This is a genomic window from Sulfurimonas sp., from assembly GCF_014859695.1.
GTDB lineage: Bacteria > Campylobacterota > Campylobacteria > Campylobacterales > Sulfurimonadaceae > Sulfurimonas.
Map to the genome: position 1 here is coordinate 57,648 of NZ_JACUTS010000001.1, position 26,881 is coordinate 84,528.

24 protein-coding genes are annotated in these 26,881 nt (G+C 39.3%); 9 read left to right on the forward strand and 15 right to left on the reverse strand.

Annotated elements, in window-relative coordinates; genetic code table 11:
• The first annotated feature begins 9 nt into the window (after positions 1-9).
• Both IBX42_RS00340 and IBX42_RS00345 read left to right on the forward strand, forming a co-directional pair.
• Positions 10-489: a rhodanese-like domain-containing protein gene (locus IBX42_RS00340; protein WP_294927063.1), complete on the forward strand. Its 480-nt coding sequence runs from the start codon at positions 10-12 to the stop codon at positions 487-489.
• Between the two features lie 10 nt (positions 490-499).
• Positions 500-853, forward strand: coding sequence for a DsrE family protein (locus IBX42_RS00345; RefSeq protein WP_294927066.1), 354 nt, complete (start codon positions 500-502; stop codon positions 851-853).
• 18 nt (positions 854-871) lie between these two features.
• Here IBX42_RS00345 and dnaJ read toward each other — a convergent pair whose 3' ends face one another.
• Positions 872-1,996, reverse strand: a complete 1,125-nt coding sequence (dnaJ, locus tag IBX42_RS00350; RefSeq protein WP_294927069.1) for a molecular chaperone DnaJ — start codon at positions 1,994-1,996, stop codon at positions 872-874.
• A gap of 142 nt (positions 1,997-2,138) precedes the next feature.
• Here dnaJ and IBX42_RS00355 point away from each other — a divergent pair, with 142 nt between their 5' ends.
• The 6 genes from IBX42_RS00355 to IBX42_RS00380 all read left to right on the forward strand — a co-directional run bounded on the left by IBX42_RS00355 (position 2,139) and on the right by IBX42_RS00380 (position 7,986).
• A complete protein-coding gene (locus IBX42_RS00355; RefSeq protein ID WP_294927072.1) occupies positions 2,139-3,164 on the forward strand; it encodes an MltA domain-containing protein in 1,026 nt (341 codons plus the stop codon).
• Complete coding sequence (recR, locus tag IBX42_RS00360; protein ID WP_294927074.1) at positions 3,164-3,733, forward strand: recombination mediator RecR; 570 nt, start codon at positions 3,164-3,166, stop codon at positions 3,731-3,733. Before IBX42_RS00355 ends, recR begins: the two co-directional genes overlap by 1 nt.
• 2 nt (positions 3,734-3,735) lie before the next feature.
• Positions 3,736-4,524, forward strand: coding sequence for a VacJ family lipoprotein (locus tag IBX42_RS00365; protein WP_294927077.1), 789 nt, complete (start codon positions 3,736-3,738; stop codon positions 4,522-4,524).
• A 3-nt stretch (positions 4,525-4,527) separates the two neighbouring features.
• The gene (locus tag IBX42_RS00370; protein ID WP_294927080.1) at positions 4,528-5,130 is read left to right on the forward strand and encodes an ABC transporter substrate-binding protein; all 603 of its coding nucleotides are present in this window, start codon (positions 4,528-4,530) and stop codon (positions 5,128-5,130) included.
• A gap of 3 nt (positions 5,131-5,133) precedes the next feature.
• Entirely contained in the window at positions 5,134-7,620 is a 2,487-nt protein-coding gene (locus IBX42_RS00375; protein WP_294927083.1) for an MMPL family transporter, read from the forward strand.
• 204 nt (positions 7,621-7,824) lie between these two features.
• On the forward strand, positions 7,825-7,986 hold the full coding sequence (locus tag IBX42_RS00380) for a hypothetical protein (RefSeq protein WP_294927086.1): 162 nt from the start codon (positions 7,825-7,827) through the stop codon (positions 7,984-7,986).
• 19 nt (positions 7,987-8,005) lie between these two features.
• Here IBX42_RS00380 and IBX42_RS00385 read toward each other — a convergent pair whose 3' ends face one another.
• The 14 genes from IBX42_RS00385 to IBX42_RS00450 form a co-directional block, all read right to left on the reverse strand.
• Entirely contained in the window at positions 8,006-8,833 is an 828-nt protein-coding gene (locus IBX42_RS00385) for an alpha/beta hydrolase (protein ID WP_294927089.1), read from the reverse strand.
• A 1-nt stretch (position 8,834) separates the two neighbouring features.
• The gene (locus IBX42_RS00390; RefSeq protein ID WP_294927092.1) at positions 8,835-9,260 is read right to left on the reverse strand and encodes a hypothetical protein; all 426 of its coding nucleotides are present in this window, start codon (positions 9,258-9,260) and stop codon (positions 8,835-8,837) included.
• Positions 9,260-10,690 carry a Ni/Fe hydrogenase subunit alpha gene (locus IBX42_RS00395; protein WP_294927095.1) on the reverse strand — a complete coding sequence of 477 codons (1,431 nt, stop codon included), beginning with the start codon at positions 10,688-10,690 and terminating at the stop codon, positions 9,260-9,262. Before IBX42_RS00395 ends, IBX42_RS00390 begins: the two co-directional genes overlap by 1 nt.
• 2 nt (positions 10,691-10,692) lie before the next feature.
• Positions 10,693-11,232, reverse strand: a complete 540-nt coding sequence (locus IBX42_RS00400) for a hypothetical protein (RefSeq protein WP_294927098.1) — start codon at positions 11,230-11,232, stop codon at positions 10,693-10,695.
• A complete protein-coding gene (locus tag IBX42_RS00405) occupies positions 11,229-11,948 on the reverse strand; it encodes a 2Fe-2S iron-sulfur cluster-binding protein (RefSeq protein ID WP_294927100.1) in 720 nt (239 codons plus the stop codon). Before IBX42_RS00405 ends, IBX42_RS00400 begins: the two co-directional genes overlap by 4 nt.
• The gene (locus tag IBX42_RS00410; RefSeq protein WP_294927103.1) at positions 11,941-13,299 is read right to left on the reverse strand and encodes an NADH-quinone oxidoreductase subunit F; all 1,359 of its coding nucleotides are present in this window, start codon (positions 13,297-13,299) and stop codon (positions 11,941-11,943) included. The genes IBX42_RS00405 and IBX42_RS00410 overlap by 8 nt, the downstream gene beginning before the upstream one ends.
• On the reverse strand, positions 13,296-13,769 hold the full coding sequence (locus tag IBX42_RS00415) for an NAD(P)H-dependent oxidoreductase subunit E (protein ID WP_294927106.1): 474 nt from the start codon (positions 13,767-13,769) through the stop codon (positions 13,296-13,298). The genes IBX42_RS00410 and IBX42_RS00415 overlap by 4 nt, the downstream gene beginning before the upstream one ends.
• A gap of 91 nt (positions 13,770-13,860) precedes the next feature.
• Positions 13,861-15,441 carry a 1,4-alpha-glucan branching protein domain-containing protein gene (locus tag IBX42_RS00420; protein ID WP_294927109.1) on the reverse strand — a complete coding sequence of 527 codons (1,581 nt, stop codon included), beginning with the start codon at positions 15,439-15,441 and terminating at the stop codon, positions 13,861-13,863.
• Positions 15,442-15,834 carry a DUF4912 domain-containing protein gene (locus IBX42_RS00425; RefSeq protein ID WP_294927112.1) on the reverse strand — a complete coding sequence of 131 codons (393 nt, stop codon included), beginning with the start codon at positions 15,832-15,834 and terminating at the stop codon, positions 15,442-15,444.
• Between the two features lie 11 nt (positions 15,835-15,845).
• On the reverse strand, positions 15,846-17,495 hold the full coding sequence (glgP, locus tag IBX42_RS00430; protein WP_294927115.1) for an alpha-glucan family phosphorylase: 1,650 nt from the start codon (positions 17,493-17,495) through the stop codon (positions 15,846-15,848).
• A gap of 2 nt (positions 17,496-17,497) precedes the next feature.
• Complete coding sequence (locus tag IBX42_RS00435; RefSeq protein ID WP_294927118.1) at positions 17,498-18,271, reverse strand: ROK family protein; 774 nt, start codon at positions 18,269-18,271, stop codon at positions 17,498-17,500.
• Complete coding sequence (locus tag IBX42_RS00440) at positions 18,268-19,680, reverse strand: glycogen/starch synthase (protein ID WP_294927121.1); 1,413 nt, start codon at positions 19,678-19,680, stop codon at positions 18,268-18,270. The genes IBX42_RS00435 and IBX42_RS00440 overlap by 4 nt, the downstream gene beginning before the upstream one ends.
• On the reverse strand, positions 19,677-22,310 hold the full coding sequence (gene galT / locus IBX42_RS00445) for a galactose-1-phosphate uridylyltransferase (RefSeq protein WP_294927124.1): 2,634 nt from the start codon (positions 22,308-22,310) through the stop codon (positions 19,677-19,679). The genes IBX42_RS00440 and galT overlap by 4 nt, the downstream gene beginning before the upstream one ends.
• Positions 22,311-24,803 carry a sugar phosphate nucleotidyltransferase gene (locus IBX42_RS00450; RefSeq protein WP_294927127.1) on the reverse strand — a complete coding sequence of 831 codons (2,493 nt, stop codon included), beginning with the start codon at positions 24,801-24,803 and terminating at the stop codon, positions 22,311-22,313.
• 149 nt (positions 24,804-24,952) lie between these two features.
• Between IBX42_RS00450 and IBX42_RS00455 the strand changes: the two genes are divergently transcribed.
• On the forward strand, positions 24,953-26,875 hold the full coding sequence (locus tag IBX42_RS00455; protein ID WP_294927130.1) for an alpha-amylase/4-alpha-glucanotransferase domain-containing protein: 1,923 nt from the start codon (positions 24,953-24,955) through the stop codon (positions 26,873-26,875).
• The last annotated feature ends 6 nt before the right edge of the window (positions 26,876-26,881 follow it).

Genomic DNA, 26,881 nt, shown 5'->3' on the forward strand with positions numbered 1-26,881 from the left:
GGAAAGATTATGAAAAAAGTATCAGGAAGGTTGTTTCATACAGCACTGTTAGTAATGTTACTGCTCTCTAGCAGTTTGTACGCTCAAGAGAGTGGGAAAACGGTGCTTATTAACGAGGCAAAAAAAGAGGCGGGTGAAGTGACCCCTGAGCAACTAAAAGAGATGATAGAGGATGAAGAGGTCATTATTCTTGACGTAAGAGAGAGTGAGCAAAGGACAGAAGGATACCTTTTTAGTGACTTTGCATCAGTAAATACGATTTCCATTACCCGCGGTAATTTAGAGTGGGAGATAGAGGATAAAATCAAAGACAAAGAGACTCCTGTTGTTACTTACTGCAGAAATGGCGGTCGTGGTGCGCTTGCGGCTCAAACATTAAAGAAGATGGGCTACAAAAATGCCAAAAATCTCAAAGGCGGGATTCAGGATTGGGCAAAAGCCGGTTATAGCGTAAAAACTGGATTGGGCGTTTTTAAAATAGCAAAATAGGAGATAAAAAATGATAACGATTATTCTGAACCATGAGCCTTATGACGGCTCTGATATTACGTGGAATGCCCTGCGTCTCGCTTCAACACTACATAAAAACGCAGAAGATGTAAACATCTTTTTAATGAATGATGCAGTTGATTTAGCAAGAGACAAAACAAAAAAGCCTGATAGCTATGACCATGATTTGGTTTTAATGCTAAAAAAACTCTATGCAGATGGAGTTTCACTGCAAGCTTGCGGAACATGTAGCGCAAGATGCGGCATTTTTAAAAACGAACCCTACTTTGATGAGAAAGTATCCTCAACAATGCAGGTTCTATCAGATTGGGTTGTAGGCAGTAAACAGGTGCTTACATTTTGATTTAAATAGGAGGATTCCCTATTTAAACCAGCTTTTCATCTTCTCGATGGCAGAGTCCAAAACGCTCTCGTGCGGTTTTGACTCTATGCCGAAAGACTCTTGAAGTTTGCTAAGGAGTTCGCGCTGCTCATCGGTCAGTTTTTTAGGGTAGGTGATGTTTACCTGTGCGATGAGATCTCCCTTACCGTGACCGTGAACATCCTCGATGCCTTCGCCTCTAAAAACAAACTGCTGCTTATCTTTTGTACCGATATCAAGCTTTAGCTCAAGTTCTCCCGTTAGTGAAGGGATAGCGAGACTCTCTCCCGCAACAGCCTGAGTAAAAAATATAGGAATTGCGATGTAGACGTCATTTGCGTCTCTTTGAAAGTGCTTATCGGGTCTTACGTTAAAAGTGACATACAAATCGCCTCTTGTACCGCGTTTGCCGATATTTCCTTTTCCTGAGACTCTGAGGCGGTTACCGCTGTCAATCCCTTTTGGGATTTTAATGGTTACATTGCCTTTTTCTTCATGATACCCTTTCCCATCACAGCTACCGCAATGCGCTGAGGGTGCAGAACCGCTTCCATGACACACAGGGCAGGTTTGAGAAAATGTCATAAAACCCTGTTTTATAAAGATTTGACCTTGCCCTCTACATTGATGACATGTGGAGAGTTTGCCGTCTTTAGCACCCGTACCCTTACAGCTGTTGCATGAGTTTTTGTACTTAAACTCTATATCTTTTTCGCAACCAAATACCGCTTCGTTGAAACTGATGGTCATGTCAACATTCATATCAAGCGGATACTTCTCCGTATCTGCCGGATTTTGGCGACGGCGCGACGAGCCCCCAAAACCGTTAAACATCTCTTCAAAGATTGAACCTAAATCATCAAACCCTCCAGAAGAACGACCTCTTCCGCCGCCCATGCCTTGAAGCCCCTCTTTGCCATATCTATCGTAAACACTTCGCTGTTTTTCATCGCTTAGACACTGATAAGCTTCGTTGCAGAGTTTAAATTTATGTTCGGCTTCACTGTCACCCTGATTTTTGTCTGGATGATAAATTTTCGCCATTTTTCTATAAGCTTTTTTGATTGTAGTTTGGTCGGCATCTCTTGAGATTTCCAATATTTCGTAATAGCTTAAATCCTGCATATTATTTTAATATCCTAACATCTAAAATTTTTTCGCAATTATATCGTTTTAAATTTAATCTATGTATAATCCCTTTATGAAACATTTTACACTCTATTTAACCTTGTTTTTACTCTTTACGGGCTGTTCTAAAGAGCCTCCGGTGAGCTTTTCAAACATGCCCGATACCAATCTTTACAAGAGCGATTTTAGCGAGCTTCCAAACTGGAGCCAAGAGGATTATGCAAATGCGCTAGAGTCGTTTGTGCGTAGCTGCAAAACGGCTAAAACACAAGAGATTTATGCTGATTTATGCATTAGAGCAACAGATGCCGTAGATGCCAAAGGGTTTTTAACGACCTACTTTACTCCATATAAAATAGCTCTGCCAAATAGTTCGCAAGATGGGCTTCTAACAGGCTATTATGAGCCTGAGCTAAGAGGTTCACTGACTAAAAAAGAGCCATATATCTACCCAGTATATAGAACTCCAAAAGATTTAGTTGTCGTTGATCTGGGCGAGCAGTATCCCGAACTAAAAAGCTATAGGTTAAGAGGTAAAATTATCGGCAATAGGCTTGTGCCTTTCCATGATAGAGAAGATGCTGTAAAAAATGAACTTGATGCGGAGATTATCTGCTATACGGACTCGAAAATTGATCTCTTCTTTTTAGAGGTTCAAGGTTCGGGAAGAGTAAGTCTTGATAATGGAAGCACTATATTTGTCGGTTATGAGAACCAAAACGGGCACAAATACGCCTCAATTGGAAAATATCTTGTAAATATGGGCGAAATAGCTCTGGAAGATATTTCGCTTCAGAGCATAAAAGCGTGGTTAGAGCAAAATCCCTCAAGGATTGATGAAGTGCTCAACTACAACAAGTCTATGGTCTTTTTCAGACAAAAAGAGCATGCGGCAAGCGGTTCGCTCGGGGTTGTGCTTACTCCAAAACGCTCAATCGCGGTAGATAGAAGGTATATTCCACTGGGAAGCATGCTCTATCTGAGCGCACAGGACGAAGCTGTCTCTTTTAACCGTGTCGTTATGGCTGAGGATACGGGCGGTGCCATCAAGGGGAGTGTGAGAGCCGATATATTTATGGGCTACGGGGAGGAAGCAAAAGAGGTGGCGGGCAGACTAAAAGCGCCTCTGAAGCTCTGGATACTTTTGCCAAAAGGGAGCTCTTGATGAACGGCTCACTGGAGAAGTTTAACAAACTGGTAGATGCCCTGCAAGAACTCCCTACCATCGGGAAGAAATCGGCAACAAGGCTTGCTTACCACATGGTTATGAAAGATAGATTTACCGGGATGAAAATTTCCCATGCAATCGAAGAGGCTCTTGGATCTCTCAAAGAGTGCAGTTCATGCGGTGGCATGAGTGAAGATGAGCTCTGCTTTATTTGCTGTGATGAGAGCAGGGATGAGATGCTTTTATGCATAGTTGAAAATGCAAAAGATATATTGATTTTAGAGGAAAACGCACTTTTTGGCGGAAGATATTTTGTTCTGGAATCATTAGCGGAGTTTGATTTCTCAAAACTGGAGAGATTGGTCTCCTCCGGTGTACAAGAGATAGTCTTTGCTCTAACGCCATCTATTGCAAATGATGCGGTTATGTTATATATTGAAGATAAATTAAGTAATTTTAATATAAACTACTCAAAAATTGCTCAAGGCGTTCCAACCGGAGTGAGTTTAGAAAATATTGATATTTTGTCTTTAACGAGAGCGTTATCGGGCAGAGTAAAGGTTTAAATTTGAGATTTATTTATTTGGCTTTTGTTTTTACTTTTGTAGTAACATTGAGCGGTTGTAGTTCAAAGACGCTAGAGAAGCCAAGCGAGGTTGCAGTTGTTGAGCAAGAAAGCGATGACTTTAACGGCGAACTAGAAGGGTTTTCGGACGAGTTTGAAGACAAAGAGGTTTATGACCCGTTTAGCGGTTATAACAGAGCCATGACGACCTTTAATGACGGCATGTATGAGTATGCACTTAAGCCTGTTGCAAATGGATACAACTATGTGATGCATGTTGAAGTTAGAGAGAGTGTGAAAAACTTCTTTAACAATCTCTACTTTCCTATGCGATTTGTAAACAACGTTTTGCAAGGCAAGTTTTCTTACGCTGCCGAAGAGACGGGGCGCTTTGTCATCAACACAACAGTGGGGATACTTGGGCTTTTTGATCCTGCAAAAGTACACTTTAACCTTGAAGTGCATAATGAGGATTTTGGTCAGACTTTAGGATTTTACGGAGTAGGGAGCGGCCCTCATATAGTACTTCCTCTTTTTGGACCATCAAACTTAAGAGATTTAATAGGTATGTATCCTGACGCTCTGCTTAGTCCGCTTGACTACACAGAGAGAAGTTACTGGACATTGACTGATACATGGCCTGAGTATTTGGGTGCAAAAACAGTGGAAAAAGTCAACTATATCTCTTTAAATATGGACAGGTATGAGAAGATGAGAGGAGATGCGGTTGATTTGTACCCGTATTTCAGAGATGTTTATGAGCAGTATCGAAACAAACAGATTGAGGAGTAAAAGTTGAAAAATATCTTTAAAAAAATAGTTGTGTTATGTGTGGCGCTGCTTTTTGCGCAAAATTTGGCGGCAGATGAGCAGAGTAATCTGAAAAATCGTTTTTTAGACAAAATAAATGAAGTGATATTAATAGTTGAAGATAAAAGACTCTCTAAAGATGATAGAAACCGTAGTATTGTAAAAGCATTGACTCCGATGTTTGATTTTGAGCTTATGGCAAAACTAAGCCTCGGAAATGCATGGAGAGAGCTTAAAAAAGAGAACCAAGAGAGATTTATAGAGTTATATGTAGAGAGAATGAAACAGTCTTACTCTGCAAAAATTGATGCTTATGAAGATGAGAAGGTTGAGGTTAAAAAGATTGAGCAGCCGCAGAAAAACAGAATAGCCCTCACAACAGACCTTGTAGGCAAATCTGAAAAACTGGAGATTGTCTATAAATACCACAAGCCAAGCTCAAAACAGGCGGACAAGGATGAGTGGCTTGTATATGACGTAGAGATTTTAGGAGTCAGCATTTTAAAAACCGACAGAGCTCAATTTAAAGAGTTTTTACAGACAAAAAGCATATACGAACTTATGGATGCTTTGGTTAAGCAGTCGTAAATAATGTTAGAGAGTCTATACAAAAACTATATTTTAAAATACCCAAAAATTGTTCTAGCACTCATGAGCGCCTTTATAGTAGTCATGGCTCTTTTTGCCTTTAGGCTGGAGATTGACGCAAGTGCCGAGACACTTCTTCTTGAAGATGATAAAGATTTAGAGTACACAAGAGATGTGCTTAAGAGGTTTGAAGCGCCGAACTTTTTGGTTGTTACCTACACCGCGCAAGATGACCTTCTCAGTGATGAGAATATTGCAAACATTAAGAAATTAAGCTCGCAGGTACAAACTCTTGAGGTAGTACAGAGTATCAACTCTATAGTAAATGTTCCGCTTTTGCAATCTCCTCCGGTTGAGCTAAAAGAACTCCTTAAAGATATACCGACGTTAGAATCCCCTAAAATTGACAAGAGTTTGGTAAAGCAGGAATTTTTAACAAGTGCTATCTATAAAAGAAATCTGGTAAGTGATGATTTTATGACTACCGCATTGATGGTAAACCTTAAAAGAGATGAGAAATATTTTAGTCTTATAGACAACAGAGACAGATTTGTAAAGCTTAAAAAGCAAAAAGAGCTGAGTGAGGATGAGAAGGGAAGTTATAAAAAAGCTGAGACAGAACTCAAAGAGTATAGAGATATTCTAAGAGAAGAAACTCATCAAATGATACTGAAACTAAGAGAAATTCTCAAAAATTTTGAGCAGGAGCACAGCAACGTCAAACTCCATCTAGGCGGGGTCGAGATGATTGCCGATGATATGGTTGAATTTGTAAAGTATGACCTGAAAACCTTTGGGTTTTTGATAGTCATACTTCTTATAGCAGTTCTATATATACTTCTTAAGAAGGTGCAGTGGGTTGTTATAGCACTTTTTATCTGCACCACTTCGCTTATTGTTACAAGCGGACTTTTGGGGCTTTTTGGCTGGGAGATAACGGTTGTCTCTTCAAACTATATCTCGCTGCAGCTTATTATGAACATGTCGCTGGTCGTGCATCTTATAGTGAGGTACAAAGAGTTATATGCCCATGATAAACATGATACGCAGAGGGAAATAACGCTAGACACTGTGCTCTCCATGGCAAAACCCTCTTTCTTTGTTGTAATTACAACTATGGCTGGATTTAGCTCTTTGGTTTTTAGCGGTATTTTGCCGGTTATAAACTTTGGGTGGATGATGAGTACGGGGATAGTTGTCTCACTTCTTATGACATATATTCTGTTTCCGATTATTCTGCTTCTGTTTGAGAAGAAAGAGTCTCTTAGTTTTGGCAAAGGAGGCGCTCCATTTACCGCCAAAGTAGCGCATGTCGCATATCATTACAGAAAAACCATCCTTCTCTCAGCTCTGTTTGTAGTGCTTTTTTCCATCTCCGGTGCGACAAAGCTTAGGGTTGAAAACAGTTTTATAGACTACTTTAAACAGGACACTGAGATATATAAAGGGATGGCTCTTATTGATCAAAAGCTCGGCGGAACTACACCGCTGGATATCGTCTTAACCTTTAAAGCCAGAAGCGATGAGGTGGCTTCCGTTGAGGTGGTCGGAACAGATGAAGATGAAGAACTTGACTCGTTTGCAGATGAGTTTGAGGAGAGTCAGGAAGATAGAGAGAAGTACTGGTTTACGCAAAACAAGATGCGCAAGATTAAAGAGGTTCATCAGTACTTAGAGTCTCTTGAGGCTGTGGGAAAAGTGCTCTCTCTCTCAACAACAGGAGAGATTTTAAAGGTTTTAAACGATGGCAAAGAGGCGGACGGTCTTACGCTTGCACTTATGTACAAAGAGTTGCCGGAGGAGTATAGAAAAATCATACTCACACCTTATGTGGATATAGAAAATAATCAGGTACGTATAAGTACAAGAATCATCGACTCAATGCCAAATCTGCAAAGAGATGATCTCATTAAGAAGATAAACAGAGACATAAAAGAGATGCTCAACCCTGAGTATGAGGAGCATAAAGCGGCAAATCTTTTAATCATGTACAACAATATGCTCCAGTCACTTTTTGATTCTCAGATTAAAACCATAGGGGTAGTTGTTCTCATACTCTTTTTAATGTTTTTAGCCCTTTTTAGAAGTCTCAAAGTTGCGGTAATAGCAATTATTGCAAACATTATTCCCGTAGGTGTGATTTTTGGATTTATGGGATGGATGGATATTCCTCTTGACATGATGACCATAACTATTGCCGCCATCAGTATCGGCATAGCGGTTGATGACACCATACACTACATCTACAGATACTCTCTGCTTTACCGAGAGTCGGGCGACGCAAAAGGCTCTATGTTTAGAGCGCATAAAAGCATTGGAACGGCGATGTTTTATACCTCGACCATTATCATGATAGGGTTTTGTGTCTTGGTGCTCTCCAACTTTCTGCCGACTATCTACTTTGGGTTGCTTACTATGCTTGCCATGTTTATGGCGATTGTCGCCGACTTGCTGCTGCTTCCTGTTTTGCTTCTAATTTTCGGTATTTAATACTTAAAACCGAACCCTTAGCTTTTGTAATAGAACTGTTTTCTAGTAAAGAGATATTTTTTAACAAGCTCATCCGTGCTCAAAATTCTCGTTTTCTCTGCACTAATTTTTCATTAAATCCGAATACAAGAGAGCGTTAAAAACACCGTAATCATTATCACCCACGATATTGACGAAGCTGTGCTTTTGAGTGACAGGGTTATTATGATGACTAACGGTCCGAGCGCTACTATCGGAGAGATTTTGGAGGTAAATTTGGAGCGTCCAAGAGACAGAGTTTCTCTTCAAAGCGATCCTGGGTATATAAGATGCCGCGAAGCTATACTTGAGTTTTTATACAAAAAGTTTGCAAAAGAGGATGAGTAAAGCAGAGTAGTAGATACTCTTATTTTTTGCCATCTAAAAACTCTAAAATAAGAGCCATCCGCTGATAGTGAACCTTTAGGTCTTTGTCGGCGAACGGATGTTCATACTCATTGTCATCGAGCGTTTTGGCACCTCTCTCTTTTGCACTCTCTCTTAGCGGGGATGTCATGCTACTAGGAAGAACAGAATCACTTTGTGCAGTGATCACAAAAATTTTACTGGCATCTTTGGGGATATTTTCCAGCGGGTCTATGGATTTTGGACATCCAAACGGGGAGAGAAAGCTCGGAGCAGAATCTATAACAGCCGCGTCATACTCCAAGCCCGAACCTATGACGTTTAACATTACCGCACCGCCAAGCGAGATACCGTAGAGCAGTTTTCTTTTGTACCTTTTATTTAGCGTTTGGGTTATCTCTTTGTAGTCCTCTATTATCGCTTTTATGCGTCTGCTTCCCTCTGAATTTGCATAACCTCTGTAGTCGTAAACATAAACATCGTAGCCTCTTTGTGAGAAGCTATTTAGCATAACGACCATCTGATCGGAGAGCATTGTATTTCCCATAGCAACCAAAATATACCCTTTTGGAGAGGTTTTTGCGTAGCCGTTATTTGAGGAGTATCTGTAACCTCTAAGCGTTTTGCCATCAGACGTCACGTATTGGCTTGGCTCTATAAATGGAATATTTGCGACTATGCTGCTCTCAGGTTTGGGTGTCATAGAGCTCCACATCCAAAAAACAAACGGCTCAAAAAAAGTGCCGCAAAGAGCCTCCTCTCTATCATTTGCATATATATTTATGGCAAAAAGAGAGGATAAAAGCAGTGAAAAAATCGATTTTCTCATACTACTCTCCACCAAACGAAACAATATAATCTGCCGTCATTGAGACTCTATCTTTATAGCGTACGTTATCGGTTATGCCATCAAAACTGCCGCTCATCATGGAGTAGATATAAAAGTGAGGGTTTTTAGCATATAGACTTCTTAACATGTAGATAATTGTTTTTGGCGAAATATGGTGGCTTAGGTTTAGGGTGCTCTGCTCACGCAAAGAGCAAGCCAAAGCGTAGGGGTTTTTCTCATCATGGCAGCTGTCTATAAAGAGTATCTCATCAGCATCTTGAAGCTCCAAAACCATCTCAGGTGTTAGCTGATGTACAGATATGAGTTTTGTCTCTTTTAGCGGAAGTTTTTGCAGCTCTTTTATGACATCAAGCCCAAAAGCATCTTCGCCTCTAATAGAGCTCCCATAACCAATGATGGCTCTCATCAGTTTCTATCAATCACTTGGATTACTTTTTTGTTGTGGTCGCGCACCTCGATTTTAGATGAGACAATTCCCAGCGCATGCGTAGAACAGCTAAGGCAGGGGTCAAAACATCTTATGACCGCTTCGACTCTGTTTAGCGCTCCGTCTGTTATGTTTTTGCTATCCACAAACGCAAGGGCTGTCTGTTTTACCCCCGCGTTCATTGCAAGGTTGTTGTTTCCCGTCGCAATGATGAGATTTACGGCTGTTATGATGCCGTCTTTTGTAACTTGGTAGTCGTGAAAGAGTGTTCCTCTTGGCGCTTCCGAACACCCGACACCTCTAAGGTTGCTTATTTTTGAGGTTACTTTTACATTTTCGTTCATCGTCTCATCAGCGTTTAAAAGCTCTTCTATTTTCTCAATTGCGTAAATAATCTCTATAAGCCTTGCATAGTGGTAATAGAATGAGTTTAAAACAGGTTTGCCGCCACCAAGCGCTTTAAACTTTTTAAGCTCCTCATCCGCCAAAGGAGTGCCGCAAGTTTTGGCGATGTTTAGTCTTGCAAGTGCTCCGACTCTGTACATTCCATTCTCGTAGCCAAGCGGTTTGTAGTATGGAGATTTTAGGTAGCTGTCCTCCTCCACTGCTTCGCCGATAAACTCTCTGTAATCTTGCGGATTGATTTTATCTTTGAGAATATTTCCCTCGCTGTCCATAAAACAGAGCGCACCATCATAATGTTCAAGCGTTCTATTTTCATTTGTAAGTGCCATAAAAAGAGAGGGAAACGAAGCAAATGAGTCTATCTCTTTTTGAAACTTGTGAAGATTTGTTTTAAAAAACTCTAGCGCACCCTGCGCTATTTTCATCATATCCGGGATTTGTGAGAGTATCGCCTCTTTTTGGCTTTGCTCTATTTTATGCTCCACTCCGCCTGCCACTATGCCTGTGGGGTGGATTCTTTTTCCCGCCAACTCCTCTATGATTTTTTGCCCGAATGCTCTTAGATTTATACCGTCTCTTGCCATTTGAGGATGCGTCTGCATCATCTTAAAGATATTTCTATCCTCTTTTGGCGCGTCAAAACCGTAGATAAAATCGGGACTTGAGAGGTGAAAAAAGTTTAGTGCGTGGGATTGGACTATCTGAGCTAAGTTTATGATTTTTCGTATATTTATACCCGCTTGCGGCGGAGTGATACAGAGAATCTTATCAATGGCTTTAGTAGATGCTATAACGTGGCTGACTGGGCAGATACCACAAGTTCTCGCAGTTATTGCTGGCATCTCGGTGTAGATTCTGCCCTCGCAAAACTTCTCAAAACCGCGGTATTGCGTTACATGTATCTTTGCATCTTCTACTTTGCCGTTTTCATCAAGGTCGATTGTTATCTTTGCATGCCCCTCGATTCTTGTTACGGGGTCGATTATGATTTTTCTGTTTTCCATAACTATTTTCCAAATCTTGTAAGGGAGTGTATATTTATCTCTCTGCCCTCTATAAGCGCTTTAAGCATCTCATATATTGCATCTGAGGGAGTAGGGCAGCCGGGCAGAAAATAGTCTACATGTACAACTTCATGCAGAGGCAAAACTTTATCTAAGAGTTTTGGAACTATCTTGGAGGGGTACTCTTTACTCTCATTTATATCTGCCAAATCTAAATAACCCCTCTCTAAAACTACATCACTTCCAAATAGGTTTTTCATAGCCGAGACATTTCCGGTAATGGCGCAATCACCAAGAGCGAGCATGAGTTTGGAGTTCTCTCTTATCTTCTTTATCATCGCTATGTCATGGTCGGTGCTGAGTGCACCCTCAACTATGGTTAAATCAACATCCTTTGGAAACTCTTTAGTATCGACATAAGGGCTGTAAACTACATCTATAAACGGCGCTATTTCTATTAGCTTCTCATCCATATCAAGTATCGACATGTGACATCCTGAACAGCCATCAAGCCAAAGAGTTGCAAGGCGAATCTTCTTCATCTTTGGCTCCTGTTTTTTATAAGCTCAGTAATAATACCTCTCTTTTTAATGACCTCTTCTTCGCTGATATCTTTCTCATAAAGCGCACCCGTTGGGCAGACATAGACGCATTTGCCGCAGCTCGTGCAACTCTGTGAAGCAGCCCACGGCTCATCCATATCATGCACTATTCTCATATTTAACCCTCTGCCTGCTAAATCAAGCGCATGTGCGCCCTCAATCTCATCGCAGACACGGATACATCTTGTGCAGAGTATGCATCTATTTGGGTCATTTACAAAGTTTTTATGCGAAGCGTCTATCTCAAATCTTTGGTTCAGATACGGCACCTCAGAGTGCTCAAGCTCAAGCTCTACCGACTTGCTTTGCAGTTCGCAGTCTCCGTTTGCAACGCAGGTAGAGCATACGTGAGAGCGCTCGCTAAACATCATGGAGAGTATCATCTTCCTTGCGGCTTCTATCTGGGGCGAAGAAGTAGTTACTTCCATCCCCTCTTTTATCTTTGCGGTGCATGCGGGGGTAGGCTCATGGCTGCCCTTTATCTCCACTATGCACATTCTGCACGAGCCGACACAGCTAAGTCCTTCAAGATAACACATAGTGGGAATCTCGATATTGTTGTCACGCGCAACTTCCAAAATGGTCTGGTTAGACTGCCCGGTTACACAGATATCATTTATCTTAAAGCTTTTAACTCTTACTTTTTCTCTAATCATTTTTAATCCCTGCCAGATACTCATCTTCAAAGTATTTTATTGTGCTTAAAACCGGATTTGGCGCAGTCTGTCCAAGCCCGCAAAGACTGGTACTCTTTACCATATTGCACATCTCTTTTAGAAGTTCAAAGTCACTTTTTGTCGCCTCTTTTTTTATAAACTTATCCAAAAGAAGTGTTAGCTCGGTTGTTCCTACCCGACACGGTGTGCACTTTCCGCACGACTCACTCCTGCAAAAGTCCATAAAGAAGCGCGCGATCTCAACCATATTTGAGCTCTCATCAATTACTATCAGCCCGCCGCTTCCCATAATGGAGCCTGCGCTTTTAAGCGACTCATAATCAACCTGCAGGTCTAAGAGATGCTCTGGAATACACCCTCCGCTAGGTCCTCCCGACTGTATGGCTTTAAATTTTCTACCCTCTTCAACTCCGCCGCCGATATCAAAGATAAGCTCTCTTAAAGTCGTTCCCATTGGAACTTCGACAAGTCCCGTATTTTTTATATGTCCAGTGAGTGCAAAAACTTTTGTTCCGCTTGAGTTCTCTGTCCCGATGGCCCTAAACCATGCACCGCCGTTTTTTATAATCGGTGCGATGTTTGCGAGCGTTTCGACATTGTTTAAAACGGTAGGTTGACCCCAAAGACCGTGATCGCTCAGATGAGGCGGTTTCTGCCTTGGATGTCCGCGATTGCCTTCTATGGAAGCTATAAGTGCGGTTGCTTCTCCGCATACAAACGCTCCTGCTCCGAGGCGAATTTCAACAGTGAAATTAAAACCGCTGTGAGCGATATTTTCTCCCAATATCCCAAGTCTTGTTGCCTGTTTTATGGCTCTGTTAAGCTTCTCTACCGCTATTGGGTATTCCGCGCGAACATAGATATAACCCTTGTTTGCTCCGCAGGCATAACCTGCAATCGCCATTCCTTCCAATACTCTGTGAGGATCGCCCTCCATAACCGCTCTGTCCATAAAAGCCCCAGGGTCGCCCTCATCGCCGTTGCAGATGATGTACTTCTGTAGGCTTTGCACTTTTGAGACGCTCTCCCATTTCAGCCCTGTCGGATATCCTCCGCCTCCGCGACCGCGAAGAGCGCTAATCTTTACCTCTTCGATAACCTCTTTTGGTGTCATCTCATCGAGTGCCTTAAATAGCGACATATAACCGCCGTGAGCTATATAATCCTCTATATCGTCAGGGTCGATAAGCCCCTCGTTTTCAAGAACGATTCTTCTCTGTTTTGTGTAAAAAGGAGTTGAACGCTCAGAACTAATCTCTCTTGGATTTTTTTCATTCTCTTCTCTTTTTTTGTTAGCTAACTCTTGGAGCTCTGCGGTTGATGTTATCATTTTATCATCTCCTCAATCTCGAGAGTAGAGCTCTCAAGCGTTGTTTTTGGCTTTATCACATCATCGCAAACTATAACGGGAGCAAGAGAACATGAGCCGAAACATCTAGCGGTTAAAATTGAGAGAGCCTCATCAGACGTCGTCTCGCCTGCTTTAATGCCGTATCTCTGCTCTATCTTTTCAAGGATTTTGTCAGAGCCTTTTATATAACAGGCAGTTCCCAAACAGACGACTACATTGTGTCTGCCTTTTGGTTTGAGCCTGAAGTAGTTGTAAAACGTTGCAACACCGTAAACTTTTGAGTAGGGGAGTTTTAATCTTTTGGCGATGTATTTGAGCGTATCAATACCCAAATATCCGAATGTCTCTTGAGCGCTGTGAAGAACCTCGATGAGAGCGTTTTTCTCATAAGAGAGCTTTTTCATGCTTTTTTCAAGTGTGTTGTATCTGTCGTCTGTTTGCATTGACATCTCATCTATCCTTTGCAGTCTATTATAAGGAACAATTTATTAAAATAGTCTAATCTTTACAAAATAGGGGTACTTTTATGAAATATATTGCTCAATGATTTGAATAAACTCTAAAATCTAAAAAGTCAAATATTGAGTTTTTCTTGGCTATGGCAGCGAAAAACTCTTCATCAAAATAGTTATTCTCAAGCATATCCGCAAGCTTGAAAAAGTTATATATATGCTCTTTTGTTCTGGCTGTACTGTACTCTGTAGCCGTTTGTGTGCTCATCAAAAATGCCCAGTCGCTGCTTTGGGCAAGAAGCAGCTCTCTTGCCATCTGATTTAACACTTTAGTTTGATGCTCATTTGCATTAAAGTATCTGTCTGCATAGTCGCACATAGTATCAGCCATCTCATGAAGGTGTCTATATATCCAGTCGTTTGAGTTGTTTAGCCAGACATCAAAGTAGCCTTTGTCTCCCCAAGACGAGGGGTGTGGAACCGCTTCTTGATTTTGCGGATAGATGTTTAAGTATTGCAGCGGAGTGATTGATTTTATGACCTTATGTTTGTCTATCTCTTTAAATATGTTATATAAAAATTCAGGACCCTCAAACCACCAATGCCCAAAAAGTTCTGCATCGTATGGAGATACAATAGCGGGGAGCCTATCCATCGTGGAGCCTACTTGGTTTATCTCTATTTCTCTGTTGAAGTGAAAATTCTGCGCATGTTCTATAGTTTTTTGCAGTGCGACAGATGGGTCGTAAATCTCTTTGTAGTCGCTATTTCCCGTAATCTTATAATACTTAAAGCCGGTAAAGATTCTTATGCCGTCGGGATTGATATAATCTTTTATATATTCAAAATCAAGGTCATATCCGATATCTCGGTAAAAATCACGGTAACAAAAATCACCCGGATAACCATCTTTTGAGCTCCAGACTTGTTTGGATGATTCATTGTCTCTTGCAAATACCGCTACTTTGTTCGGCGTTATTATCGGCGCAAATACGCCGTTTTTCGGGGCTGGAGTCGCATAAAGCAAACCATGGGCGTCCAAAATAAAAAACTCAATCCCGCAACTCTTTAGTATGGCATCCAACGACTCATAGTAAGCGCACTCAGGTAGCCAGATGCCCTTTGGAGCTTTGTTAAAATGTTTTTTATGAGACTCTACAGCAACTTCTATCTGCGCTCTTACTGCTTGTTCATTTACGGATAACAGCGGTAAAAAACCGTGTGTCGCGCCGCAAGTGATAATCTCTAAGACATTTTTGTCATAAAAGTATCTGTAGCCGTTTAAAATCTTTTTGTCTAAAAAGCCCTCAAAAAACTCTTTAGTACGGGTAAAAAAATCCAGATAAAATTTTGCGACATTGTAGCTGTCGCTGTTTTTGGTTCTTGTGAGCTCTTTCTTTCCCAGTTCTATAAGGTTTTGCAGATAGTTGCCATACTTTTGCATAAGATGTTCGTCATCAAGCATCTCCGCTAAAGGTGGGGTTACGGAGACGGTTAGAGCAAACTCTATATTTTCATCTTCAAGTTTTTTCAGTCTCTGCAAAAGCGGTATATAGCACTCCGTAATAGCCTCAAATAACCAGCGCTCTTCTAAGAAGTCCTCATGTCGTGGGTGTTTTACAAACGGCAAGTGAGAGTGAAGGATGGGTATCCAGTATCCTTTTATCATCTATTTTTCTCCCAGTAGAGCTGAAGTGTAGATTAAGTCATCGCGTATGCTCTTTGGAGTGCTTTGCAGTGCTGCTATAATATTTGAGCACAATATACATTCAAGCTCTCCGCCGAGGTTTAAAAATAGTTTTACATATAAGGATTTGTGGTCTGATTCGTGGTTTATGTAGTAGTCGCCTGTTGCAAAAGAGGAGCTAAATTCTACAATCTCATGATTTGCTGCATCAAAAAGCTTAAAAGAGAGCTGTACATTTTTTGGGTCGATACCGAATTTTTCGAGTGTTTTGTCCGTAATTTCCCAGTATGCAAAAGAGCTGTTTGGGTTTATAGGAAGCAGTATAAGCCTATCTTGATTATATCTCTGTGCAATCAATTTATCCGTAAAATTCATCTCCGGTTCCTTTAACTATTTTTATCGTACATGTTAACGTAATACTCATGAGCCATTCTGCCTGAATCAAAGGCATTTATGGTATCAATCATAGAATTTTTCATAATGGTGACCCATTTTTCACTATTTTCATAGTAGAGCGGAATAATTTCATTGGATAAAATATCCATAAGATTTGCATTGTCTATAGAGTCCTGCTCTTCGATCGGCAAAGTTGGGTCCGTTGCTTCGATTGTGAAGCAGTTTATGCCATGCTTTTCAAATTCAGGATGCCATCCATCCAATGTGGAGAGATTTACGGCACCGTTCATAGCAGCGCTCATGCCGCTGGTTCCGCTTGCTTCTTGTGTGATTCTTGGGGTATTTAGCCAGATGTCCGCTCCTTTTTTAAGCATCATTGACAAGCTGAGTTCATAACCCATTAGTACGGCTACATTCTTTATGTTTTTGCTTGTGTGGTTTATTTCGTTAAAGATGTTTATTGCGCCGCTGTCAAAAGGGTACGGTTTTCCTGCCCATATAATCTGAACAGGCATCTCTCGATTTTCAATAAGCTCTAAAAACCTTTTCATATCATATTTTAAGAGACCGGGTCGTTTATACTCGGTAAATCTTCTTGCCCATACAATAGTCAAAATATTTGGGTCAAACATCTTGCCTGTTTGATTTGCTACTTCATCAAAAAGCATCTTCTTTAGATGTTTTTTTCTGGCTTCAAGTTCATAATCCTCATGCTCGTCAAGCGCTTTTAGAACTCCTTTGTCAGCCCAATATCTTCTGTTTTGAGCGTTTGTGATATGTATAATTTCGGATCTATTTTGAACATGCGACCACATTTTGTTTGCTACTTTTGCATGAAGAAGTGAGACACCGTTTGAAATTTTTGCGGCTTTTAGAGCGCCGATTGTCAGGTTGAAGATGTCGCCTTTACCCTCTGTGAACTGTTGGATCTCATCTATGGACAACTCCGCAAAAAATCCCATTTTATGAAGCAGTGCCGTACTGTGTTGTTCATTTCCCGCAGCTTCGGGGGTATGTGTCGTAAAAACTATTTTTTGTTTTAGAGCGTCAAGGTTTTTGCATTTTTTATATAATTCAAATACGACAGGAAGAGCATGACCCTCGTTAAGATGGTAGATTTTTGGCTTTATATGCAGTGCCTCAAGCACTTTGGCACCTCCGATACCAAGAACTATCTCTTGTGCTATTCTTGTCTCTTCGTCAGCACCGTAAAGCTTATGGGTTATTGTTCTGCTCAAATAGTCGTTATCTTCTATGTCGGTTGAGAGCAGTATAACCGGAGCCGTGTTAAATATCTCGCTCTCTATTAAAAAAGGCTTTACTTTAACCGTTTTGGAGTTTATAACTACATCAACGCTTATCTCCAAATCTTTAAGAAAGTAGTATTTTTTTCTTCTAAATTCTATTTTTAGATTTCTCTCCTCATCTCTTGTCTGGTCATAGTATCCATAGCTCCATAGTATCCCGACGCCTATCATGTTCTGTCCTAAATCATAAGCGCTTCTCATGTGCGAACCGGCTAAAAATCCAAGTCCTCCGCCGTAAAGCTTGAGCGCTTGATGTATCGCAAATTCCATAGAAAAGTATGCTACGCTTGTGGAGTATTTTTCATTTATGCTGTATGGTATAAAATTTGACATCTCTAACCTCTGGATAATATTTTCAGACCTTCTATACTAGCATTGTCAATATCTGAAATAGATATTTTCAATTCGCTTCTGATTGCTTTAAAAGAGCTGTTATTGTACTCCTCTTTTAGAAAATCCAAAATAAACGGATTGTTTCTTACAACCCCGCCGCCTAAAATAAAAAGATCCGGATTAAATAAATTAAGCACGGTATGAAACGCAAATGCCAAGCCCTCTAAAAACTCTTTTTTTGCAGCTTCGTCTGCATGCTCAAACGTGCCTTTAAGAGCCTTGCCGCTTACGCAAAGTTCCAGACAATCATCCCTGCCGCAGCCGCACTGTAAATCCTTTTTTCTAAATGGGATATGACCTATTTCGCCTGCTATGTTATCTTTGCCCCTTAATATCTTACCATCAATGACAAAGGCGCTTCCAAAGCCTGTTCCTATATAAAAAAGTGCCAAAACGTCTGCGTCTTTGTATTTTGAATATTCATAAACAGCGGCACAATTAAGGTCGTTTTCTAAAAAAACTTCAACACTGTATTTATCGTAAAAATATTGCCCAAGATTAAAATTTTGTATCTTTATATTTGGCGCTGATAATATTTTGCCGTTTTTTACCTGTCCTGCAAAAGAGATAAATATTTTTTTGATACTGTTGTGCATATTTATTTGGGACTCTAAAAATGGTATCAACTCTGTTTCATCACTCTTTAGGGTGAGGAGGTCACCATCATCTAAGCAGTATCTAAAGTTTGTTCCGCCGAAATCTATATAGAGATTCATCTGTAAACTCTCATATACTCTTTAGCAGAGTGCTTCCATGAGTTATCTACGCCCATATTGTGTTTTGCAACTTTGATATATTTTTTTTGATTTGAGTACAGAGAGATAGCCTTTGTGATAGCGTGCATGTACCAAAACAGGTTGTACTCTTCAAAAGTGATGCCGACTCCCACCTCTTTTGTATAATGCTCTGTATAGTCGATTACAGTGTCTTTAAGCCCTCCTGTTTTGGCTACTATCGGTACTCCGCCGTATCTCATCGTTATCATCTGGTTTAGCCCGCATGGTTCAAACATGGAGGGCATAAGTAAAAAATCGGCAGCCGCATAAAGTTTTCTCGCAAATTCTTCGTCATACCCGACTCTTATATGAATATTTGGATATTTGTTCGTCAGTTTTGCAAAAACAGCGTTGTAATAATTGTCGCCGTTTCCCAAGACGGCAACATTTATCTCAAAATCTTTTAGAAGGTGCAAACTTTGCAAAATTATATCTACCCCTTTTTGAGGCGTAAATCTGCCGATAAAGATAAACAGCGGACGATGCGGCTCTCCCAAATTTAGCTCTTTTGAGAGTTTTATTTTGTTTTTTAGTTTTAAATCGTAACTCTCTTTGTCAAAATGTTTGTAAATATTTTCATCATCTAAGGGGTTAAAAACATCATAGCTTATACCGTTTATTATTCCATGTAGTTTATGGTTGTTTGCAAGAAGCATATTCTCCAGAGTGTGACCATAAGAGGGCGTTTGTATCTCTTGTGCATATGTCGGGCTGACCGTCGTGATGGCATCACTGTAAAATATACCGGCTTTTAGGAAGTTGACTTGGTCGAAATACTCAAACCTGTCGCTTTTAAAACACTCTTCCCAGCTTAAATCCAGTTCGTTCATGGCACTTTTATGAAATATCCCCTGATAGGCAAGGTTGTGAATGGTAAAAACTATTTTTTGCCTAAGAGAGTATTTTGTCTTTGCCAACAGGGCAACAATCGCCGTTTGCCAATCGTTGATATGTATAACGTCTATTTTTAGTTTAAGTCTTAACATGGTCTCAATAATAGCGTAAGAGAAGAGTCCAAATCTTAACTGGTTGTCGCCGAACTCTCCGTAATGGTCATTATATAGGCTATCCCTATCGCATAAAACAGGGTTGTATAAAAAAAACTCAAAATCGTTGTCTGCTTTTTGGTACAAATCTATTTGGTGGTTAATTCCATTTAGGGGAATATCGAACGAAAAATCAGATGAGCGGATGTTGTACTTTAGTCTATCTACGGATGCGTAAAGAGGCATAAAAGTATATACATTGGCAACCTTTTTAAGTTCGGCGGGCAGACTCTGTGCGACATCCCCAAGTCCGCCGCTTTTTGCATACGGAAAAATCTCGCTTGAAGCAAACAGTATATTCATGAGAGCTCCTTGTAAACTTCTTTTAGTCTGTTGGCGGCAATATTTGGCAGAATACTGTTTAGATGTATTTTTGAATCTATCTCAAACCCTGCAATACCGCTTAACCTAGGAAGAATATTTACACAAAACCTAAAGTAATCTTTTGAGTTCTCATTGTATCCTTCGTATGGGTGATTTTTGAAAACCATATTGAATGAAAAATAGTCCAAAACATTTTTATACTTTTTGAAAATCAGCTCTAAAGATTTTGCCAGATTTAGAAGTGTATTTTCATCAAACTCTGCTATAGAAGCGTATTTCTCTTTTGCAACAATCTTCACCTCATACGCAAACCTTGAAGCGTAGGGCGCATAGCAGATAAACGACTCATTTTCAAATATAAGATTTCGTTCATACTGCTTCTCTTCGTATACCAAGTCATCCAAAAGTGCACGTTTATATCTCTCATAATACTCTTTTTTGCGCTCTATCTCTTCAGCTACTTCATTTGGCAAAAACGGCATTGCTATAATTTGAGAATGGCTATGGCTTACTGAAGCTCCTGCTACTTCTCCATGATTTTTAAAAAAAGAGATGTAAGCAAGACGTACGTCATATTTTAAACTTACAATCCTCTCTTTTGCTATTTTCAAGTAGTCTGCAAACTCCTCTAGAGAGTAGTCAAACATCTCAAGATCATGTTTTGGCGTTTCTATAATAACCTCATGCGCTCCAAACCCGCTAAAAGTATCAAAGTAATCATCCTTTTTTCCAATGGGCATTATGTCCGTTGATAAAACATTGTAGAGGTTTGGGACAACTCTTGCTCGCCACTCTTTAGTGTCGCCGATTCTCGTAATCTCTTTTGGGGTAAGATGCTCGTTTCCTGCGTCAAACGGGCAGATACACTCCTCTATCTGAACCTGTTTTTTAATGAAATTGTTTGGTCTGTCTGAGCGCTTTGGAGCAAAAAGCACCCATCTTTTGTTTAGCTTGCAGTATCTAAATTCCGACTCTGTAGATTTTAAATCTCTGGATTGGTGCATAGTAGCGTATTTTGCCGACACTATCTCATCTTCCGGTACTATGGGGTGGATAATCATTTGCGGAATATTTAGCCCCATAAGCGTATATATATTTTGCAGGTGGAGTCTAAAAAGTTTGTCAAAAAGCGGCTTTAAAGCTGTAAAATGGTCATCGTCATACCACCAAAACCAGTCGCTTCCAAGAGCAATGGCAAATTCATCTAAGATTTTTTGATTTGTTTTCTCGTCCAATGATGCACTCTTTTTTATAAAATCCTCTTTTGTAGATGCCAGAAGTTCCCACGCTCTATTTTTTTGAGGTTTTCCTATCCATATGTCAAAATTTGCATCTATCCAGCTTCCCGCTTCTATCTCTTGCAGCGGAAGTTTTTCTATATCTAAATTTATGGCTTCGCTCGGTAGAATAGTTTGCACAAACGAGTCGCTCTCTTGCAATGTTTTGTAGAGTTCATTGAAAAAATCTTTAGCGTTGTTTGGATAGAAATCCCAAGCGTTTTCGCCGTCCAATATAATGGTTACAAGATAGTCTCCGCTACTGTAGGATTGAATCTTTTTTATCTTATCTATAAAATCAAGTGTGGCAATCTGGGGTGGAATCTTAGAGTACTCAAACCCTATTAAGTCGCTTATATGTTTATCTCTAAAAAACAGAAAGGTTTTAAATTTTTCATGAGTGTAAAGCTTATATAGCTTCTCTTTGGTGTGATTTTTTATACTTTTATATAAAACCTCTTCGTCCGTTGCAATCCATGCTATGCCATGTTTGGCTACAAGTTCGATTGTTTCTTCACTGATGGCGCCCTCTGAGGGCCAAAAACCGTTTGGTTTTGCGTTGAAGGTTTGTTCAAAAAATTCTATTGCTTTTGTGATTTGCCCTTCGCTAAACTCTTTGAATGAATCATTTGCGATATTTGGCAGCTTTACACTGTCGTCGGCATCTTTTGCGCTGTTTATATCTATAAGCAGAGGCAAAATAGGGTGGTAGTAGGGTGAAGTAGATATCTCTATCCGTCCCTGTGAAAAAAGTTGTTTATAGAGGTTTAAAATATTGGGCAAGAACCCTATAAGTTCATGTACTAACTCTAGTTTTTGTACATGCGTATAGTTTGCACCTTGAGAGATGAGATTTTTTACAGTTTTATTATTTTCCTTTAAATAGTTTCCGCACCAAGATAGTAAAAACAGAACTTGAGCATCTTCAATCTCATTTTTGTCAAATATTTTTATCCCTGTTTGTGAATTTTTAAATTTTATATATAACTCTTTATATCTCCAAAACGGATTAATCATATTTTTTTCATTTGAGAGAAAAACGTAGCTGTTTAAAACATCCAGCTGGGCGTCATTTAGCATGCCTGCATCCCGTGATAAAATCTCTAAAAACTCATCATTTGCACTGCCGTCTATATAGTGATTTATCTGCTCAATTAAAGATGGAACCAGATTGAACGTTGCTTTTATGGTAGGGTTGAGACTTAAGAGGTAAGGCATATCGTAGTAATCTTTAATAGCGTGCAAAAAGACCCACGGCATCTTTGTCTTGCCTGATAAGTTGTCCCTGTAGTAGGGCTGATGCATGTGCCAGATAAAATTTAAGTAAACCATCTATTCATTAATCCATAAGTCAATTTTTCTTTTGTATTCGTTGAAAATTTTCTCTGCATTAGTATCATCTTTTGCCTGAATATATATATTTAGAAACTCTTTATGTTCGTCAGGAACCATTAAAATCCACTCGTTTTTGCTAATCCATATCTTAACGCCGTCGGCATGAGAACTTTTTTTGCCTTTTGAATCTTCTAAAAATTTTCTCATCATCTTACCTTTATGAGCGCTTTGACATGCTATATTTTCGCCCCTGTAGGTAAAGTTTGGTATAGAATCTACAATATCACTCAGAGTTGTTTTGTTTTTTATCAAAAGCTCCAAAAATTTAAAACTGGAAAAAACGGCGTCAGTATTTAGAGAAAATTCGCTAAATGCAAAATATCCGTCGGTATTTGCTATGAGATTATACTCTTTTAGCTCTTTTGCATTTAATCCATAAACTTTGCCTCTTGTAATCTCAAGATGTTTATATTTTATAAAATCAGGCGCCCAAGCAGGCAGAAAAACTTTTTTAATAAGAGTGTTGTTAAAATCCAGCAAATTGAGCAAAACCAGCAGCGCTATATAATCTTTTACAAGAGCTCCCTTGTCGCTTATAAATTGAAGCTTGTGACCGTTTGGATATATCAAAATACCGCAGTCAAATCCTAGCGATTTTACAATTTTACCTACTTCAGAGTGTGCTCTGTTGATGACGGAGGGCATTTTTTGCAGCTGTTTGTCGTCTTTGTAGGCATTTAAAATTATTGATTCTATATTGAGGTTATTCAAAATATTCGGATAAATCTTTGAGGTTGAACCAAACATCAAGTTAGTTACTATTTTTATATCTCTTTTTTTAAATAGATTGGTATCTATCTTCTCTTTGATAGCATTTGAATATCTAGTATTCGTCTCAAAGTCTTCATCTATCTCACCAATTTGATTTGATCTTGCTCTTCTAAAATTTTCCCTAAAAAATATTTTTTCTATATTTTTTGATAAATTTGTATCAATAAATAGACCTTCGCTTGTGTAAAAGAGGATCTCGGTCTCCTCCTGATCTTTTGCCGATTGTCTAAAATGAACACCTGCTATTATCTCATCTTGGATTGAGAGGTTATATCTCATAATGACTGATGGGATATTTGAAGTATCTACAGCATTGACTCCTGTTGAGAGGAGACCGCTTACAAAGGCGCGTTTGAGCATGATAGAACTTTTATGATAATCGCGAGATATATATACTTTGGATCCTATGGGCAGGATTGAGCCGAATGATTCAGCCAGCTTAAGCGATATATCGCAAGATAGCTCTATGTTTGCTCTTCCTGCAACTGTGCCAGATTCAAATATTGAGGCTTTATATTTGTCTCCCCAGATTATATTGTTGCTTACTACGGAGTGCTCTTCTATAATTTTATTGGGCCAAACCATAACATCTTTTTTGAAAGATACATCTTTGTCAAGAGTACAGTTTTGGGCTATTATAACGCCATGTTTTGCTTTTACTCTTTTATCTATTTTTACGTCATTGCAAATTATGCCGTTGTGTATATTTGTTTTTGAGCCGACGCTGCACCCTTGCCAAAAAATAGTGTCGCTTAACTTTACATCTTCATCAAGAGTACAGTTTTTACCAATAACAGTATTGTTTAGTTCGCTCAATCCTGCTACTTTAGAGTTCTTGCCGACTATAACCACTCCTTTTATCTGAACGCTTCTATCTACGGATGCACCTTTTTCGAGATAGAGAACTCCTTCTGGATATAGCGTTTTTTCGCCTTTTATCGGAAGCGTTATTTTACCTTCAAATATATCTTGATACACTTCGCGGTAACTCTGCGGATTTCCTACATCTCTCCAGTATCCCTCAATGTGACACCCCCAGATTGTTATATTGCTTGACATAAGACGCACAAAAAGGTCTTTTGCAAAATCGTAATTCTCCTCTTTTGGTATAAAGTTTAATATTTCAGGTTCTAAGATGTAGATACCCGTGTTTATAGTGTCGCTAAAAACCTCTCCCCAGCTAGGCTTTTCTAAAAATTTCTCAATTTTGCCCTGTTTGTTTGCTATGACTACGCCAAATTGCAAAGGGTTTTCTACGGGGGTTAAGGCGATAGTGAGTTTTGATTTTTTTTGTTTGTGAAATTTATAGATATCATTAAATTTAAAGTCAGTTACCAAATCCCCGCTTACGATAATAAAAGTCTCATCCAAAAAATCTCTTGCAAATCCTACGGCGCCTGCTGTTCCATAATCATCATCAGGCAAAAAGTAGGTTATGTTTACCCCGAAATCTTTTCCGTCTTTAAAATACTCTTTTATAACTTCAGGCATAAAATAGAGCAGAACTGCTATATCTTTTATCCCCAAATCATCTCTGAGTTTTATAATAATATGTTCCATCATGGGAGCGTTAAGGATTGGCAACATGGGCTTTGGAATAGTGCTGGTAAGAGGTTGGATTCTTGTCCCGAACCCTCCGGCTAAAACGATTGCTTTCATATTTAAAACCTCATTGTATTTAAAATTATAAGTAATAAGAGTGTATGCTCTTGATGTGTAGTAATTGTGGAGGCAACCATCCAAAAGTTGAGTTTATGTATTGTAACTCAATTAGGATAAAATTTGTAAACAATGTTGAGGATAGTATGATGAAAAAAACAAAACTCCTTTTTGGGGTTCATTCGCATCAGCCGGTCGATAATTTTGACGAGGTACTCTTTGGCGCTATAGCTAAAGCTTATAAGCCTTTTTTTCAAACACTGAAACTGTTCCCGGATTTTAAATGTTCTGTGCATTTTAGCGGCTGGCTGCTAGAGTTTATCAAAAAAAACGATAACGAACTTTTTTCGCTTATGCAAAATCTCTCAAATCAGCTAGAGTTTTTCAGCGGCGGTTTTTATGAGCCGATTTTAGCCTCCATACCCTCATGTGACAGAGTAGCCCAAATCCAAAAATTAAATAGCTTTATAGAAGAAAATTTCAACCAAACACCAATCGGCTTATGGCTTACCGAGAGAGTTTGGGATGACTCTATAATATCTGACTTGAGTTTATGCGGCATAAAATATGTAATCGTTGATGATTATCACTTCATAGCAAACGGCATTACACAAAATCTTCATGGGTACTATTTGACGGAAAACAACTCTCACAAGATAGCGATATTTCCCATAAGCAAGGCTTTGAGATACTCTATTCCTTTTAACGACATAGATCATATAAAAGAGCAGCTTTTGTCGATTGCAACAACAAAAGAGGGTAACAGCGGCGCTATTATCTTTGATGACGGCGAGAAGTTCGGCATATGGCCGCAGACTTACGATTTGTGTTATACCAACGGATGGTTAAAGAATTTTTTTGAACTCTGCACCGCAGGCACCGTAATTGAAACTCAAACCTACAGAGAGTTTTTTGAAACGAACAGGGCGTTGGGACTTGTATATTTGCCAACGCTCTCTTATGAAGAGATGGGAGAGTGGTCTGCTCTTGATGAGAGGCACAGTTCGCGAGGCGGAATATGGAAAAACTTTTTTATAAAATACCCCCAAAGCAACTGGATACACAAAAGGGTACTGGAGCTTTCAAAAAAACAGATAAATGATGAGAACTTTCTGGAGTGCTTATATAAGGCAGAGTGTAATGACGTCTTGTGGCACGGAGTCTTCGGCGGGATCTATCTGCCAAACCTTAGAGATACTGCCTACAGGTATATTATAGAGTGTGAAAATATTTTAAAAAGCAAAGATATAGAGATTATTGATATAGATTTTGACGGGCATGATGAGTATAAACTAAGCAGCAGCGAGCTTTTATGTATAGTGAAACCAAATTATGGAGCGAGTATTGTTGAGTTTGATTTAAGAGATAAAAAGTTTAATCTCTTAAATACGCTTACAAGAAGAGTTGAAAAGTATCATCACAAAGCAGAGAGTGAATATCCGGTAGAGGACGATTCTGTTACAAAAACAATTCATAGTAATGTTTTTGTCTTGGGGGCTGATAAGCAGAGATATATAGACAGATATCAAAAATATTCCAATCTTGACCATATAAGTGATGGTTCTTTAAATATAGAGAATTTTAAATCAAATCTGTTTGCAGAGTATGGAAGTTTTGTCGACTCCTCGTATGAAAGCGTAGATGAAAAGAGAGCGTTGTTTGAGTGCAATGGCAAGATTTTAGATACTCACGCGGAGGTAACAAAAAGCTACATGTTAGAAAGTGAGACTCTTCTGTGTGATACTGAGATAAAGAGTAAAGTTGAGGAGAGTATGGTATATGCAAATGAGTGGAATTTGCATTTTGTAATGTATGATAAATTGAAGATAAACGGTACGCTTTTGGAAGAGGAAATGACTCTTTATGCAAATATATTGAGTATCTTTGATCCATATTTAAAAAAAACTCTAAAGTTTGATTTTGAGAACGAGGTACAGATATTTATCTGTAAAAACTATACTGTGAGTCAAAGTGAATCCGGAATTGACTACACAACGCAGCATCTATCTTTGATGTTCTTGAGAAATTTTACAAAAGATTTAAAATTTAGTTTCAGTTTTAGCGTGGAGTGAAAAGCC